At 62.0% G+C, this 15,534-nt stretch carries 11 protein-coding genes and 2 tRNA genes; 2 read left to right on the top strand and 11 right to left on the bottom strand.

Annotated features, from left to right (window positions below; translation table 11 throughout):
* The first annotated feature begins 106 nt into the window (after positions 1 to 106).
* A complete protein-coding gene (gene prfA / locus IAE77_RS05905) occupies positions 107 to 1,186 on the top strand; it encodes a peptide chain release factor 1 (RefSeq protein WP_294223214.1) in 1,080 nt (359 codons plus the stop codon).
* A gap of 523 nt (positions 1,187 to 1,709) precedes the next feature.
* Here the strand turns inward: prfA and hemB are convergent.
* From hemB to IAE77_RS05875, 6 genes are all read right to left on the bottom strand, one after another.
* Entirely contained in the window at positions 1,710 to 2,687 is a 978-nt protein-coding gene (hemB, locus tag IAE77_RS05900) for a porphobilinogen synthase (RefSeq protein ID WP_294223212.1), read from the bottom strand.
* Between the two features lie 54 nt (positions 2,688 to 2,741).
* Positions 2,742 to 2,993, bottom strand: a complete 252-nt coding sequence (locus tag IAE77_RS05895; RefSeq protein ID WP_294223209.1) for a DUF4926 domain-containing protein — start codon at positions 2,991 to 2,993, stop codon at positions 2,742 to 2,744.
* Positions 2,990 to 3,313: a DUF6883 domain-containing protein gene (locus tag IAE77_RS05890; RefSeq protein ID WP_294223206.1), complete on the bottom strand. Its 324-nt coding sequence runs from the start codon at positions 3,311 to 3,313 to the stop codon at positions 2,990 to 2,992. The genes IAE77_RS05895 and IAE77_RS05890 overlap by 4 nt, the downstream gene beginning before the upstream one ends.
* A gap of 142 nt (positions 3,314 to 3,455) precedes the next feature.
* Positions 3,456 to 3,530: transfer RNA gene (locus IAE77_RS05885), tRNA-Met, on the bottom strand.
* 16 nt (positions 3,531 to 3,546) lie between these two features.
* Positions 3,547 to 3,621: transfer RNA gene (locus IAE77_RS05880), tRNA-Asn, on the bottom strand.
* Positions 3,622 to 3,712: 91 nt separating this feature from the next.
* Positions 3,713 to 5,023 carry a phosphoribosylaminoimidazolesuccinocarboxamide synthase gene (locus tag IAE77_RS05875; protein WP_294223204.1) on the bottom strand — a complete coding sequence of 437 codons (1,311 nt, stop codon included), beginning with the start codon at positions 5,021 to 5,023 and terminating at the stop codon, positions 3,713 to 3,715.
* 119 nt (positions 5,024 to 5,142) lie between these two features.
* Here IAE77_RS05875 and IAE77_RS05870 point away from each other — a divergent pair, with 119 nt between their 5' ends.
* Positions 5,143 to 6,849: a glutamine--tRNA ligase/YqeY domain fusion protein gene (locus IAE77_RS05870; protein ID WP_294223202.1), complete on the top strand. Its 1,707-nt coding sequence runs from the start codon at positions 5,143 to 5,145 to the stop codon at positions 6,847 to 6,849.
* A gap of 90 nt (positions 6,850 to 6,939) precedes the next feature.
* On the opposite strand, the gene IAE77_RS05865 is transcribed toward IAE77_RS05870, so the two are convergent.
* From IAE77_RS05865 to IAE77_RS05845, 5 genes are all read right to left on the bottom strand, one after another.
* A complete protein-coding gene (locus IAE77_RS05865) occupies positions 6,940 to 7,836 on the bottom strand; it encodes a hypothetical protein (RefSeq protein WP_294223201.1) in 897 nt (298 codons plus the stop codon).
* 33 nt (positions 7,837 to 7,869) lie between these two features.
* Positions 7,870 to 10,773: a kelch repeat-containing protein gene (locus IAE77_RS05860; protein WP_294223199.1), complete on the bottom strand. Its 2,904-nt coding sequence runs from the start codon at positions 10,771 to 10,773 to the stop codon at positions 7,870 to 7,872.
* A 199-nt stretch (positions 10,774 to 10,972) separates the two neighbouring features.
* A complete protein-coding gene (locus IAE77_RS05855) occupies positions 10,973 to 12,979 on the bottom strand; it encodes a UvrD-helicase domain-containing protein (RefSeq protein ID WP_294223196.1) in 2,007 nt (668 codons plus the stop codon).
* Positions 12,976 to 14,073 (bottom strand): phosphoribosylglycinamide formyltransferase, encoded by a 1,098-nt coding sequence (gene purN / locus IAE77_RS05850; protein ID WP_294223193.1) that lies wholly within the window; start codon positions 14,071 to 14,073, stop codon positions 12,976 to 12,978. The genes IAE77_RS05855 and purN overlap by 4 nt, the downstream gene beginning before the upstream one ends.
* Before the next feature lie 119 nt (positions 14,074 to 14,192).
* On the bottom strand, positions 14,193 to 15,534 hold a 1,342-nt coding region (locus IAE77_RS05845; RefSeq protein WP_294223189.1), incomplete at its 5' end, for a PAS domain-containing sensor histidine kinase.

Here is a 15,534-nt window from a genome sequence, read left to right as displayed (position 1 = left end):
CATTCGTCATTCGTCATTCGTCATTCGTCATTCGTCATTCGTCATTCGCCATTCGTCATTCGCCATTCTCTGATCCCTGATCTCCGCTCCCCCCGCCCCCTTCTCCATGGACTACTCCGCCGTCATCGCCGGCAAACGCACCCGCTTCGCCGACATCGAAGACATCATCGGCCGCCCCAACTTCTACGACGACGCCAAACGCGCCGGCGACATGCTGCGCGAGCACCGCGCCCTCCAAAAGCTCCTCGCCGACTGGGCCGCCTATGAGAAAGCGCAGAAGGAGCTCGCCGAAAACCGCGAGATGGCCAAGTCCCAGGACGACAAAGACCTCGCCGAGGTGGCCGCCGCCGAGATTCCCGTCCTAGAGCAGCGCCTTATCGATCTCGAAAAAGCCATCCAGGAGTCCATTCTACCGCCCGATCCCCTCGAAGGCCGCGATGTCATCCTCGAAATCCGCGCCGGCACCGGAGGTGACGAAGCTTCCCTCTTCGCCGCCGACCTCCTGCGCATGTACACCCGCTTCGCCGAGACCCGGGGCTGGAAGATCGAGCAACTCGACGCCAGCCCCTCCGAAGTCGGCGGCTTCAAGGAAGTCATCGCCAAAATCAGCGGGGAGGACGTCTATCGCGTCATGAAATACGAAAGCGGCGTCCACCGCGTCCAGCGCGTCCCCGCCACCGAGGCCCAGGGCCGCATCCACACCTCCGCCGCCACCGTCGCCATCCTCCCCGAAGCCGAGGAGGTCGATCTCGAAATCAAGCCCGAGGAAGTCCGCATCGAAGTCTGCCGCTCCTCCGGCGCCGGCGGCCAGGGCGTCAACACCACCGACTCCGCCGTGCAGGTCCTCCACATCCCCACCGGCACCATCGTTCGCTGCCAGGACGGCCGCAGCCAGATCAAGAACAAGGAAAAAGCCCTCAACATCCTCCGCTCCCGCCTGCTGGAAAAGAAACAGCAGGAAGAAGCCGCCAAATACTCCGCCCACCGCCGCAACCTCATCGGCGGCGGCGGACGCGAGGAAAAAATCCGCACCTACAACTACCCGCAGAACCGCGTCACCGACCACCGCATCGAGATGACCCTCTACAACCTCGACCAGTTCGTCGAAGGCCGCATCACCGACATGCTCCAGGCCCTCCTCGCCAGCGACCTGAAAGAGCGCCTCGCCGAAGCCGGATTGAATTAACCTCCGCCTTCTCAGCAGCAGCAGAGTGCTTGTTCTCGGTTCTCGGTTCACCGTTCGCACTTCGCGGTTCGCAGCGTGCAGAGCGAAAAGGAATTCGCAGCGTGTCCCTTTTCCTTGTCCTTATCCTTATCCTCCGGCAGGTCGGTCAGCGTTGCGGACGTTGTACCCTTTCGGTGGCTTTCCTGAATTGGCGGCCATTCTTCAGGATCCGACACGAGACATCCATCCTCCGTAGCCACCTGCGAAGTGTGAAATGCGCCCCTCCGCTTACAGTCCCATTATCCACTGATCGACTAACTACGAGGCGGTGAGTTGAGTATGTTGTTGGGTTTGGTAGAAAGATTCGGGGTGGAAAAACTTCAGGGACCATCTTTCCACCCCTAATTTTTCTACCAAATCCGCACTCGATGGGCCGCCCAAGGTGCAGTCGCCACCGCGAGAGGACTCGCGGACTACGTCCTTCGCCATCCCCCCCATTCAACAGCAAACAGAGAACAGCGAACCGTGAGGACGGGCATCGAGTTTACTTCTGCCACTCCATGGCCCACTGCTTCGCGAAGTAGGTGAGGATCATGTCCGCGCCGGCCCTGCGGATGCCGATGAGGGACTCGTGCACGATCTTCGCCTCATCGATCCAGCCACCTTCGGAGCCGGCTTTGATCATGAGATACTCGCCACTGACCTGGTAGGCGGCGACGGGCAGCGGACTGGCGGCGCGAATCTTTGCGATGATGTCGAGATACGGCCCGGCGGGCTTCACCATGAGGATGTCCGCGCCTTCCGCCTCATCGAGCGCGGCCTCACGCAAGGCCTCGCGGGCGTTCGCCGGGTCCATCTGATAGGTTTTCTTGTCGCCGGCACGTGGCGCGGAATCCAGCGCACCCCGGAAGGGGCCGTAGTAGGCGCTGGCATACTTCGCTGTGTAGCTCATGATCGAAACGCCGTCAAAACCGCCGGCATCAAGCGCCGCACGGATCGCGGCGACACGGCCGTCCATCATGTCGCTCGGCGCGACGATGTCCGCGCCAGCCCGTGCGTGGCAGAGCGCCTGCTGCTGCAGCACAGCCACGGTTTCGTCATTCAAGATGCGTCCGTCATCCGACACGAGGCCGTCGTGGCCGTCGCTGTTGTAGGGATCGAGCGCCACATCCGTGATCACCGCCAGCGTGGGATGCGCGATCTTCAGGGCGCGAATGGCACGAGGCACCAGTCCGTCATCCGCATGGCAGGCCTCCGCGCCGCGTGTTTTCAGCTCATCCGGAATGCGCGGGAACAGCACGACGGCCGGCACGCCGAGCGCGTGCGCTTCACCCGCCTCCTGCACCAGTCCATCGGTGCTCCAGCGCGTGCAGCCGGGCATGGAGATGATGGGCGTGTTCTCCGTGCCCTCCTGGATGAACAGCGGGTAGATCAGATGCCCCGGAGTCAGCTCCGTCTCACGGACGAGATCACGAACGGCGGGCGACTGACGATTGCGACGGGGGCGAATGAGGAGATTCATGGCTGGAATGATGAATGATGAAGGAACGTGCGGCCATCGCAGGTGACTGCACGATCAAGCGGCCTTGGCACGAGTGGTGGACTGGCGCACACAGAGCAGTTCATCGGCACGCAGGGCTTCCAGATCGCTCTCGGCGACCACTTCCACGCGGATGGCCTGCCCCATTGCATTAAGCACCTCGACACAGCAGCCTTTGAGACCGGACGGTGCAGTCAGTTTCTCGACGACCATCACGATATCGCCTCTACAGAGACTCTGCGCGGGCAGATCCCTGGCAAGAACAGCTTCCTGGTAGAGTTCGATCATGAGTGCGGATACAAGGTTACAAACTTCACCTGTCCAGACAAGGCTTCTTTGATCCAGACGGTGCGGACTTGCAAGGTACGGCCGTTCGGTCCCACGAGACTGCCGCAAATGACAAACATGTCGCCAAAGGCAGTGGCCCCATCTGGCGTGGCCTCCAACGGCAGTATTTGGGACCTGATGTCCGCCTCGAGACGTGCCGGGGCATTCAAACTGTATCCTGCGATTGCCAGATAACGTGATTTGTCTCCACGTGGCAAAGGCACGAGCAGATACTTGTGCAGCTTTTCAGGCGCGATGATGGCGTCCGCCGGGAGATACATGGCAGGAATGACGATTGCAGCATGAACGCGTGACGAAGAAATGTCGAAGCCCGAATGCATGAGCTTGCTTCGCCACCGCATCGAATCGCGATTCACCGTCGGCTTGGCCGACCTTGATCCGATCACCACGAATCCCTCATCGTGGTGGCAGAGGGGAGATTTGAACTCCCGACCAAAGGCTTATGAGTCCTCTGCTCTACCCCTGAGCTACTCTGCCGTTACGTTTGTCGTGATGGCTCCTGAGGTAGGGTTCGAACCTACGACCTAGTGGTTAACAGCCACCCGCTCTACCGCTGAGCTACTCAGGAATCACGTTGCCCTCCGGATGGAGGGGCGGGATTGATAAACGTTTCCGCTTAACGCGCAAGCATTTTGTCAGACGGAAACCACACGCTCTTTTCAGCCCACGGCGTTCATCTTCAAAAGCTCGGCCAGCAGCCCTTTGCCGCGATAGAAATCGACCTCCGCCTGCCCTGTGGCCTGCAAATCTGCACGGATGGCCGCCGCGTCGCGTTGGGAGAGCACATGCTCGCGGATCAACGCTGTTTTGCGGGCTTGCAGCGCGAGGAATTCCGCATCGACGGCGGGCGTGGCAGGCCACTTCCCTGCCGCCTGGCCTTCACGCAGCACCTGCTTGAATGGCACGCCGATTTTCTGCGCGTGCTGCTTGGCGTCGTTGATGCCGGCGAACCATTCCGGATGCACGAGGCGGTAGTAGTCGCGCATGGCCTGCTTGTTGAAGTGAATGACGAGTTTCTTGCCTTCCACCTCGATGAAACTGGTGCCGCGGAACGAGTCCGCGTCGATCGTGTCCACGAAGAGCAGCTCCTCGCGATCCACGGCGAATTCCCACTTCAGATCCCACAGCAGTAATCCGGCCGTCTCCAGCAGTTCACGCACTGCCCAGCCGCCGAGGATGGCCATCTTGATGGTGCTGAGGAAGTCCTCGCTGCTGAGGCCAGACATGAGCAGCGCCTCCTGCTTGCTCACGGCACGGTCTTCGGGCTCGTATTTGCTGGTGAGGTCGTAAATCGGCCGCTCCAGCATCTCCCACACGCCCATGGGCTTCGAAAGGCCGAGCTCCTGCTCGTAGGCACGTTTGGCGCTGTCGGCGAGGCTCTGATACTTCTTCAAGATCGACGAGCCGCTCGTCACGCCGAAGCGCACGATGTATTCCAAAGGCACCACATACGTCGCGCTCTGATGGAACTGCGCGTAGTCGAACACGTGCGTGCTCAGCAGTGTGCGCTGTGGCGGATGCATCACCGGAAAGCGGCGCACGACATTGTAGCAGCTCGGATTCGCCGGCATTCCGTCGCGCACGATCTCGCCGGTCTTCGCATCCACCATGCCGATGTGATGGGTGGCCGCGCCATGTTCCAGCATGGCCTCCAGCGGCCCGGAAAGCAGTTCTTTGCGCCAGGACTCGTCCATCGGGGTGGATTCGATGGCCTTCTTCACCCGTTGCCAGGTTTCTGGCTTGCCAAGGCGGGAATACATCGCGTGGCGGAAGATGGCGCGGTTCAAATCATTGCCTTCGATGTTGAAGATGGAGCCCACGTCGAACACAGAGCCCGCAGGCGTCGTCTCGCACACCACGAAGCCGGGATGATCCGGCACGGCGAACAGGTTCTGCACGGAGCCGCGATAAACCGGCTCGCCAAGTTTTGAGAGATCGAGATGCGTGGGCGCTGGGGCAGGATGGGACATGGTTCGCGGGAAAAACAACGGATTCCCGGCCCGTGCAACCGCGAACCGCTGACGGAGAAGCGCGAACATTGAACTTGGAACTTTAAACTTTAGACTTTCGGCCCAAACTCCGCCCCTCCATGTCCGAACCTGCCTCCAACGCCACCGCTTCTCTCGATTTCATCCGTGAAATGATCGCCACCGATCTGGCGGAAGGACGCAATGGCGGCCAGGTGATCACTCGTTTCCCGCCGGAGCCAAATGGCTACCTGCACATCGGCCACGCGAAGAGCATCTGCCTGAATTTCGGCCTCGCCCAGGAGCATGCGCCGAATGCCCGCTGCCACCTGCGCTTTGACGACACGAATCCGACGAAGGAAGAGGTCGAATACGTCGAGAGCATCAAGGCGGACGTGAAATGGCTCGGCTTTGACTGGGGCGAGCACATGTTCTTCGCCAGCGACTACTTTGAGAAGCTCTACCTCTTCGCCGAGCAGCTCATCAGCAAAGGGCTCGCCTATGTGGATGACCAGACGCAGGAGGAGATGCGGCAGAATCGCGGCACGCTGACCACGCCCGGCACGCGCAGCAAGTTCGCCGAGCGCAGCGTGGAGGAAAATCTCGATCTCTTCCGCCGCATGCGGAAGGGTGAGTTCAAGGAAGGCGAAAAAGTCCTCCGTGCGAAGATCGACATGGCCTCGCAGAACATGCACCTGCGTGATCCGGCCCTGTATCGCATCCTTCACGCCCATCATCACCGCACCGGCGACGCCTGGTGCATCTATCCGATGTATGACTACGCGCATCCGCTCAGCGATGCGCTGGAAGGCATCACGCACAGCCTGTGCACGCTCGAGTTCGAGGTGCATCGCCCGCTTTACGAATGGCTCATCAACAACGTCGATGGCCTGCCCGGCAATCCGTATCAGCGTGAATTTGCCCGCCTAAACCTCAGCTACACGGTCATGAGCAAGCGCAAGCTGCTCCGCCTCGTCAAAGAAGGCCTTGTGGGCGGTTGGGACGATCCACGCATGCCCACCATCAGCGGCATGCGCCGCCGCGGCATCACGCCGGCGGCCATTCGCAGCTTTTGCAAAACGATCGGCCTCACGAAGTTCAACTCGCTCACCGAGATCGCCTTGCTCGAACACGCCATCCGCGAGGACCTCAACAAGGTCGCCCATCGTGCCTACGGCGTGCTGCGCCCGATCAAGGTCGTCATCGAAAACTACCCCGAGGACAAAGTGGAGTATTTCGAGGCCGCCAATCACCCCGAAGATCCCGCCGCGGGCACGCGTCAGGTGCCGCTGTGCCGTGAAGTGTATATCGACGCCGATGACTTCATGGAGGTGCCGGTCGATGGGTTCCATCGTCTGAAGCCCGGTGGTGAAGTGCGCCTGAAATTCGCCTTCTGCATCATCTGCAAAGAGGTCGTCAAAGATGCCGCGGGCAACATCACCGAGCTCCGCTGCACCTACGACGAGGCCACTCGCCACGGCGTGAAGCCCGAAGGCCGTCCGAAGCCCAAAGGCATCATCCACTGGGTCAGCGCCCGTCATGCCATCGACGCCACCGTGCGCCTCTACGACCGTCTTTTCACCGTCGCGACGCCTGATGCCGATGCAGGCGAGGACGGCGATTTCACGCAGTTCCTGAATCAAAACTCCCTCGAAGTGCTCACCAACGCCAAATTGGAGCCTTCACTCAAAGAGGCTGCTCCCGGCTCCCACTGGCAGTTTGAGCGTGTCGCCTACTTCTACGCCGATCCGATCGATTCGCAGCCCGGCGCACCGGTCTTCAACCGCACCGTCACGCTGAAGGACGGCTGGGCCCCGGCGAAGAAGTAGCTGTTTCTCTTGGTGTCGCGTTGATCGCGATGCCGGGCGTCCGACTGCCGGTTGTTTGCCCTGCCATCGGAGGCTTTCTCTTTCGCCTGCTCACGGATAGCTGATCTGCACGCGGTAGAACTTCCGCGTGGAGGCCGCGTCCAGGTCGGTCACGGTGCGAATCGAGCCATTGTCCTCAATGGTGGCGCCGGTGAGCTCCAGCCAGCCGCCGACTCCGAGATTGGTGCTGAACTGCACGGTGTAAGTGCGGTCGGGCAGGCGGGGATTGATGATGATCGTGTGTGAAGCACCGCTGCCACCGACCTGGGTGAGCAGGCGGGAGGCCGGATCGAGAGGATCGAGGCCTGCGGTGTATTTGAGGAGGTTGGTCTGGCCGGTGCCACTGGCATCGGCGGTGGCCGTGCCGAGAGGATTGTTGGTGCCGAAGTATTGGGCCTGCCAGGTGTCGGGAATGCCGTCGCCAGCATAGATGCCGAGGTCGTCGGTGCCCACATTGACGATGGTGAGGCCGAGCGTGCCACTCACACTGCGATAGCTGCCCTGCACAGTGGCGGCGGTATCTTGATACACATTGGCCGCAGTGGCCAGACCGCTGCTGCCGACGCCGCTGACCGGGCCGCTGAGCACGCTCCACACCAGATCGCTGCCGAGGAGAGCAGCGGTCGTGGCATCATCCAGAAGGGCGGTGGCGAAGATCTGCCGGGACGTGCCCTCATTCAGCGTGGTGGGTGTGGCAGCGAGTTGCACGGCAACGACTTCGCTGAGCTGGCCGATGTAGCCGCCTTTCAGGCTCGTCGCCGGGCTGCCGGCCGTGGCGATGCCCGACACGCCGCCTCCGCTGCTGTCGCTGGCGTAACTGACGCTGGCACTGCGGGCACCGACAGCATCCAGCGAGTCTGTGACCACGGTGTAGCTGGTACTGCCACGCGGGCCGGCTGACAAAGAGGCCGGGTAGAGCAGCGCGAGAAAGATGAGTGGAGTTTTCATGCGATGAGGTGTCGCGGCGGGGGAGTCACCAGCTCATTTGCGCTGGTAGAGATAGAAAATGCCGGCGGGAGTGAGGCGCGAGCCATCGGCGAAGTAAACGCCCGTCGAAGCGCCTCCCCAGATGATCATTTCACTGCCGGTCCAGACGCCGCTGTGATCGGCCCTGGCGGTGATGTTTGACGCGGCGGTGGCCGTCCAGGTGTCGGCGGCAGGCGTGTAGTAGGCTCCCGTCGAAAGGCGGGCCCCGTCAAAGCCGCCCCAGACGATCATCTTGTCTCCCGTCCAGACAGCCGTGTGATTCGCACGCGCGGAAGGAGCGGCAGTGGATGAAACAGGCGTCCAGGTGTCGGTGGCGGGCCTGTAACGGGCTCCGGTGCCGAGGTAGGTGCCATCGTAGCCTCCCCAGACGATCATCTCGCTGCCAGTCCAGACGGTGGCCGCCGCGATGGTGTCTCCGCGAGCGCTCGGGGCGTTGGTGGTGGAGATGGCGGCGCTCCACGTGTTCGTCGTCGGGTTGTAACGAGCGCCATCATTGAAAAAGGAGCCCCCGTTTCGCCCGCCCCACACGATCATCTCGGTTCCCGTCCACACGGCATAATGCTGGTGGCGTGCGGCAGGAGCGCTGGTGGTGGGCATGGCAGTCCAGGTGTTGGTGGCCGGATTGTAGCGGGCACCGGTGTTATGATAGACGGTGGGGCTGGTGCTGCTGCCGCCCCAGACGATCATCTCCGTGCCAGTCCAGACGGCCGAGTTCTGAGTCCGCCCGTTGCTGGGGGCGTTGGTGGTGGTCATGGGGGTCCAGGTGTCGGTGGTCGGATTGTAGCGTGCGCCGGTGTCAAAGCTGCTGGTGCCGGCATTGCCACCCCACACGATCATCTCGCTGCCGGTCCACACCGCCTTGTGCTTGAACCGCGCCGACGGCGCATTGGTCTGGCTGATGGCGGTCCAGGTGTGGGAGACCGGATTGTAGCGTCCGCCGGTGTTGAGATAGCTGGTGCCGTCGTGACCGCCCCAGACGATCATCTCCGTGCCAGTCCACACCGCGCAATGGTAGGCGCGTTGCGCTGGTGTCCCGGTGGCCTGCGTGGCGGTCCAGGATTCACCCAGGGCCAGGGTGGAACTGCCGAACTTCGCATAACCGGCGGCCAGCAGCTCGGCGGAGCTGGCTTCGGTGCTCAAAACAATGCCGCCGCTGCTGACGCCGCTCTGCTGGCTGGCGGCAAGATTCTCCGCTGCGGCTCCGCTGGCCAGGCCGGCGCCGGTGATGCCGGTCAATCCCGCCCCGTTGCCATGGACGACGCCAGCCAGGTGAGTGTCCGTGTGAGTCCCGCTGGTGCCGATGCGGACGATGCCCGACTCACCAGCGACGCCCACGTTGCCGATGGCGATGTTGTTGCTGCCGGTGGTCAGAGCCGAACCGGCGGAGACACCAATGCCGATGTTGCTGTCGCCGGAGATCATGTTCCCCAGAGCCTGACGTCCGAAGGCAGTATTGTTCCAGCCCGAGACGTTGGCCTGCAGCGAATGCCAGCCGACCGACGCGTTGTAGGCCCCGGTGGTGTTGGCGTTGAGTGCCAGCACGCCGGCGGCGGTGTTGTTGAAGCCTGTGGTGGTGTTCTCAAGCGCACGGACACCAACAGCTGTGTTGCCGCTGCCGGAGGTGCTGGCGGCAAGCGCCTGACTGCCGGCGGCAGTGTTGTTGCTGCCAGAGGTGGTAAAGTTCCCTGCAGAGGCTCCAGCGAAGAAATTGCCTGTGCCATAGGTCTGCAGCAGCGGGCTCCCATTCTGGGTGATGACACCCGTGGAGGCGTTGGTCGTCGATGGCAGGCTGAAGCCACCCGCAGTGACGACGCCGGACACTGTCGGGTTCGGTGCCAGACTGGTTGCGACGATGCCGGTCAATCCCGAGCCATCGCCGTGAATGACGCCGGTCAGATAGGTGTCCGTCTGGTTGGAACCAATGCGGATGATCTTCGTCTCTCCGGCGACGCCAGCATGACCGATGACGATGTTGCTGTCTCCCGTCGTGAGATTGATGCCCGCGCTCTTGCCGATGGCGATGTTGCTGCTTCCAGTGGTGTTGTCACGCAGCGCCTGATGGCCGTAGGCAGTGTTGTGGCTGCCGGTGGTGGCGTTCAGCAGCGCCTGATAACCGGCGGCCGTATTGTTGCTGCCGCTGTCATTGTTGCTCAGCGCGTAAGCGCCAGCGGCCATGTTTTGATTGCCGTTCTTGACGAAGTCGAGCGCGTTGAACCCGATGGCGGTGTTCGCGAGACCCGTCGTGTTCAAGGCGAGGGCATTGTTGCCGATGGCGACGTTGTTGTGGCCGGTCGTGTTCGCCGCAAAGGTCCCCATTCCGACCCCCACGTTGTCACTCCCGGTCAGTGTGAAGTTTCCCGCGCCCGCACCGGCAAAGAAGTTGCTGGTGCCGAAGGTGTGAAGCAGCGGAGCGCCCCCTTGCTGAACCACTCCCGATGTGGCGCTGGTGGTCGCGGGCAGATTCACCCCGGAGGCCACCATCGCATAGCCGACCGCCGCGATGCGTTGGTCTGGCGCGAGCCACTGGAAGCCGTTCACGCCGTCATTGAACCACACACGCAGCCGCACGTCGGCGTTGTTGAAGACGGCCGCCGGAATCGGCGTCATGTTTGCCAGCGTGGCGTCCCCGAGCAGCACGGCATACAGCCCTTTGGAAACCGTGACCGCGACAGCGGCAGCAGGTTCGCTGCCAGCGGCGCTGCTTCCATCATTGCTCCAGTAAGTGGTGGTGCCCGCGGCATCGACCAGGGCGAACTTGAACTGGCCCGAGCCATCAAAGTTCACCGTGCCGACAGCGACGCGGCCCTGGTAATTGAGAAGACCCGGCACCTGCGCATGGGAAAAGGCGGCGACGGCAAGAGCCAGCAAGGCACAGCTTTTTGTGATGAGAGATTTCATGATCATTTCGGCGGAGAACGGCGGAACAGGCTCCATTTAGCAAGACCAATCACCTAATTGATGCCGGATGAATCGAAGAAGGCGGAACACCCGGAGACAACTACGGCAGAATGGCGGAATCTGGCATGAAACGTCAATACTATCTCTACTCCAACCGAATCGCATCCAGACAACCAGGCATCTGCCCGCTTCCCGCCGCTCACTCCTGCGTCAGCATCGCCCGCAGGCCGGAGAAGAAGTTGGTGTTCTCCTCCACGGTGACGGTCTCGTTCATGTGACGAGTGTAGTCGAGTTCAGTGATGTACTTGCGATCCAGCTCCTTCAGGAAGGGTGATGGCAGGCTGGTCTGCTTCTGGCCCCACTTCATGCGCGTGCGCGTGTGGCTGATGGTCAGCTTCTGCTTCGCACGGGTGATGCCGACGTAAAACAGGCGGCGCTCCTCATCCACACGGCCTTCATCATAACTGCGTTTGTGCGGCAGGATGCCCTGCTCGATTCCAGGAAGATAGACAATCGGGAATTCGAGCCCTTTGGACGCGTGGAGGGTGATCAAGCACACGCCCTTCTTCTTTTCGATGTCATCCTTGTCCTCACGCTCGTCGTTCAGCATGACTTGATCGAGGAACCCGCCCAGTCCTTCGCTGCGATTGCTTTCCTCGAAGTTGGAGATGCTGTTGAGCAGCTCCTTGATGCCATTTTCCCAGCCAGCGAAGTCTTCAGGGTCCTTGGCCGCCTTTTTGAGATGGTCCATGTAGGCGATCTCCAGGATCAGCGCCTCGGTCATCTGCTTGAGCTGGGTGCCCTGCGTGTTTGCAGGCCCTGAATACTTGCTGATGAGCGCGGTGAAGTTGCGGATCGCCAGACGTGCCTTCTCCGGGATCTGGCGGAGGAAGTCCTCGTCGCAGAGCGCCACCCAGACGCTGTAGTGTTTCTCCATGCTGCGGTCACGGGCCAGTTCGGCGGTGGCCGTGCCGATTCCCCGCGTCGGAGTGTTCAACACGCGCAGCAGGGCGATGTCATCGTGCGGATTGTGCAGGATGTTGAGATAGGACAGGATGTCCTTCACCTCGCGACGATCGAAGAAACTGCGGGCACCCACGACGCGATACGGAATCTTGCGCTGGCGGAAGGCCTGCTCCAGCACACGTGACTGGTCATTCGTGCGGAAAAGCACGGCAAAGTCCTCCCACGGCTGGTTGCTGGAGAAGCGGGCGCTTTCCACCTCCTTCGCAATCATGTCCGCCTCCTCCTTCTCGTCCTGGGTAGCGACGAGTCTCACGGGCTCGTTGCCGTTGTTCCGGCTCCACAGCGATTTCGGGCGGCGGCCCGCGTTGTTTTTGATGAGGCTGTTCGAGGTGTGCAGGATCGGCGTCGTGCTGCGGTAGTTTTCCTCCAGCTTCACCACTCGTGGATTCGGAAAGAAGTCCTCAAACTGCGTGATGTTCGTGATCTCGGCCCCACGCCAGCCGTAAATCGACTGGTCATCGTCACCAACGACACAGACGTTGTAGGGAGCGGGCACAAGCGCACGCAGCAGCCGCATCTGGAGTGAGTTCGTATCCTGGAACTCATCGACCATCACGTAATGGTGACGGCTTTGCACCGTTGCACGCACCGGAGCGACGGTTTCGAGCAATTTCACGCCGAGAACGAGCAGATCATCAAAGTCCATGACGTTCAGCGCCCGCATCTCGTCTCCATACTTCTCCATCACGGCGGCATCCAGGCTCTTCTGCGGATCGCCCAGGCTCGTGCCATCGTTCTTCGCCTTGCTGATGCGTGAGAGCAGGGCGGTGGTGTCGCAGGTCTCGTCCTTCACCATCAGGCTCTTCAACACCCGCTTCAGCAGGCTTTCCTGCTCGCCCTGGCTGTAGATGACGAAGTTGTTCTTGTAGCCGACGTGCGAGGCGAACTCGCGCAGCAGTCGTGCGCAGAAGGCATGGAAGGTGCCCAGCACCACCTTTCCGCCCTTGCCGCCGCGCACCATGTCCTTCACACGGTGGCGCATTTCCGTGGCCGCTTTGTTGGTGAAGGTGACCGCAAGGATGTTCTTTGGATCGATGCCCTCATTCACCATGTGGGCGATGCGGGCTGTGACCACGCGCGTCTTGCCTGTGCCCGCACCTGCCAGAATGAGCAACGGGCCGTGAATGTGAGTCGCAGCCTCACGCTGCTGCGGATTGAGTGTTCCCGTGAAGCTGCTCATGACTCTCCCGCACCTCGAACGGGCAGACCACGCTGACGCCATTCACTGAGAACGCGCGGCAGCAGCTTGTGTTCCTCCACTTTGATACGCGCATGCAGCGTTTCCGGCGTGTCCCCAGGAAGAACAGGCACACGAGCCTGCTCAAGAACGCGTCCGGCATCGATCTCCGCCGTCACCAGATGCACCGAGCAGCCCGTCTCGGCATCACCAGCCTCAATCGCAAGCTGTGGCGCGTTGGCGCCTTTGTGCTTCGGAAGCAAGGATGGATGAACATTCACCAACCGGCCCGAATAGGCGCTGATCACCGGCTCCTTGAGGATTCGCATGAATCCAGCGAGCACAACGACGTCCACACGCGCACGTTCAAGATGATCGAAGATCTCCTTCTGGGCGGCTTCGCCCAGCTTTCGCGGGTTTGGGCCTGGATCGACGAAATGCGCGGGCAAACCGGCCTCACGAGCGAGCTTGAGGAAGTTCGAGCCGGCGTGATCGCTGATCACTGCCACGATGTCGGCGTCGAGCTGCCCATTCTGAACTGAGGAGACGATGGCGCGAAGATTGGAGCCTTCACCAGAGCCGAGAACCGCCAATCGCAGACGCGAGCCGGTTTTCTCGGCGGTCATCTTGTTGATCGTGCTGGTGGTCGAACGTCCTGGCACCAGCGGAAGAATGCGAATCTCGCTGCCCGCCCGTTGCAAAGCCGCCCGCTCCTCCGCATTCAGCGAATCCACCGTGTAATCACCGCCTTTGGCATACACGTGCGGGTGAATCGCGTCGATCAAGCTCGTCGCACGCTGATCTTCAAACACAACGACCGCATCCACGGCACGCAACGCGGCGAGAACCTCAGCGCGATCATTTTCATTGTTGAGCGGCCGGTCGGGACCTTTCAAGAGCCGCACGGACTGATCCGAGTTCAAACCAATGACCATCGCATCTCCCAAAGCGCGTGCCTGTTCCAGATAGCGCACATGGCCGGCATGCAGCAGGTCAAAGCAGCCATTGGTGAACACGAGTTTCTTTCCCTCACGGTCCAAAGCATCCCGCAGACGCCGTGCTTCGGCGATGGTGGCGGGCGTGTATTCAGCAGACATGTGTTTGCTAATGGCGTGAACACGCAGCGATGCAACCCGCGAGCGTTCGAATTCATGCTCAACCCGGATTCCACCACTGACCTCCTGCTCCCGCCTCCGCAGAGTCGGCCGACGGCGGCTCAGAGGACGGGGAATTCGAGGGTGAAGGTGGAGCCGTGGCCGGGGCCGGCGCTTTCGGCGCGGATGGTGCCGCCGTGGAGCTCGACGAGGCCTTTGGTGATGGCGAGGCCGAGGCCGAGGCCGCCGTAACGGCGGGTGATGCCGTCATCCCCCTGCTCGAAGGCGCTGAAGATGGTGGGCAGGATCTCCGGGCGGATGCCGATGCCGCTGTCACGCACGCGCACCGTGCAGCAGCCTCCGGCGCTGGCGGTGGAGACTTCCACACGGCCGTGCTTGGGGGTGAATTTGATGGCGTTGCGCAGGACGTTCCACACGGCCTGCTGCAGGCGCACGGGATCGGCGGAGAGGCAGGTGGAACCGCAGCCGGGGGTGAATTCGACCTCCACAGCACGCTCGATGGCGGCGGGCTGGCAGATGCCGCAGGTCTCGTGCACGAGGCTGTCGAGCGCGACGGTGCTGAGGCGGAGATTGAGCTTCCCGACGGCGAGGCGGTTCATGTCGAGGAGGTCGTCGATAAGGCGGGTCTCGATCTCGACATTGCGGCGGATCATGGCGATGTCGTCACGCACCTCATCAGACAGGGTTTCATCCTCGGCGAGCGCCCCGGCGATCATGAGCACGGGGGTGAGCGGGGTTCGCAACTCATGGCTGAGGGCGGCGAGGAAGCGGTCCTTGGCCTCGCTGGCGGCCTGGATCTGACGCCGCGCTTCCTCAGCCTCACGCAGGTTGCGTTCGAGCGCCTCCTCCGCCTGTTTGCGGCGGGTGATGTTGCTGCAGAGGACGGCGACGCGGCGCAGCTCCGGTTCCCCGATGCGGAAGGCATAGACATCGAACCAGCGGCCCACGGCACCACACCACTTTTCAAAGCGGACAGGGGTGCCGGAGATGGCGACCTGGCCGTAAATCTGCACCCAGTCCGGCTCCATGTCGGGGGCGACCTGGGACATGGTGAGGCCGCCGAGCACTTGTTCCCGCGGCAGGCCGGTGACGGGCTCGAATTGCGGATTCACATCGAGCCAGCGGAAGTCCACAGGCTGGTTTTCGGCATCGAAGAGGACCTGGCCGACGCCGTAGGCCTGGTCCATGAGATTGAAGAGAAGGCGGTATTTCTCCTCGCTGGCGTGACGTTCCGCCGCCTCGTGCTGGGCGGCGGCCTGCGCGTGCTCGGTGTCCTCCAGGAGGTTCAGGGTGGCGCGGTGGAGGTTGCGGTCGCCACGGAGGGATTCGCGGGTCTTGAGGAAGCGCTCCCAGGTGTCCGCCAGCCTTGCGCGCGTCTCCTGGACCTGCACGCGGGCGTGCTCTGCCTCGGCGCGTGCACGCTGCCAGTCCAGCAGCCGCTGC

Source organism: Prosthecobacter sp. (assembly GCF_014879935.1).
Lineage (GTDB): Bacteria > Verrucomicrobiota > Verrucomicrobiia > Verrucomicrobiales > Verrucomicrobiaceae > Prosthecobacter.
This window is presented reverse-complemented; position numbering and strand designations above follow the sequence as displayed.

Bases quoted from the DNA above. Each gene is read 5' to 3' on its own strand.
- prfA (WP_294223214.1), top strand. From the start codon at position 107: ATGGACTACTCCGCCGTCATCGCCGGCAAACGCACCCGCTTCGCCGAC.
- hemB (WP_294223212.1), bottom strand. From the start codon at position 2,687: ATGAATCTCCTCATTCGCCCCCGTCGCAATCGTCAGTCGCCCGCCGTT.
- IAE77_RS05895 (WP_294223209.1), bottom strand. From the start codon at position 2,993: ATGATCGAACTCTACCAGGAAGCTGTTCTTGCCAGGGATCTGCCCGCG.
- IAE77_RS05890 (WP_294223206.1), bottom strand. From the start codon at position 3,313: ATGTATCTCCCGGCGGACGCCATCATCGCGCCTGAAAAGCTGCACAAG.
- IAE77_RS05875 (WP_294223204.1), bottom strand. From the start codon at position 5,023: ATGTCCCATCCTGCCCCAGCGCCCACGCATCTCGATCTCTCAAAACTT.
- IAE77_RS05870 (WP_294223202.1), top strand. From the start codon at position 5,143: ATGTCCGAACCTGCCTCCAACGCCACCGCTTCTCTCGATTTCATCCGT.
- IAE77_RS05865 (WP_294223201.1), bottom strand. From the start codon at position 7,836: ATGAAAACTCCACTCATCTTTCTCGCGCTGCTCTACCCGGCCTCTTTG.
- IAE77_RS05860 (WP_294223199.1), bottom strand. From the start codon at position 10,773: ATGAAATCTCTCATCACAAAAAGCTGTGCCTTGCTGGCTCTTGCCGTC.
- IAE77_RS05855 (WP_294223196.1), bottom strand. From the start codon at position 12,979: ATGAGCAGCTTCACGGGAACACTCAATCCGCAGCAGCGTGAGGCTGCG.
- purN (WP_294223193.1), bottom strand. From the start codon at position 14,073: ATGTCTGCTGAATACACGCCCGCCACCATCGCCGAAGCACGGCGTCTG.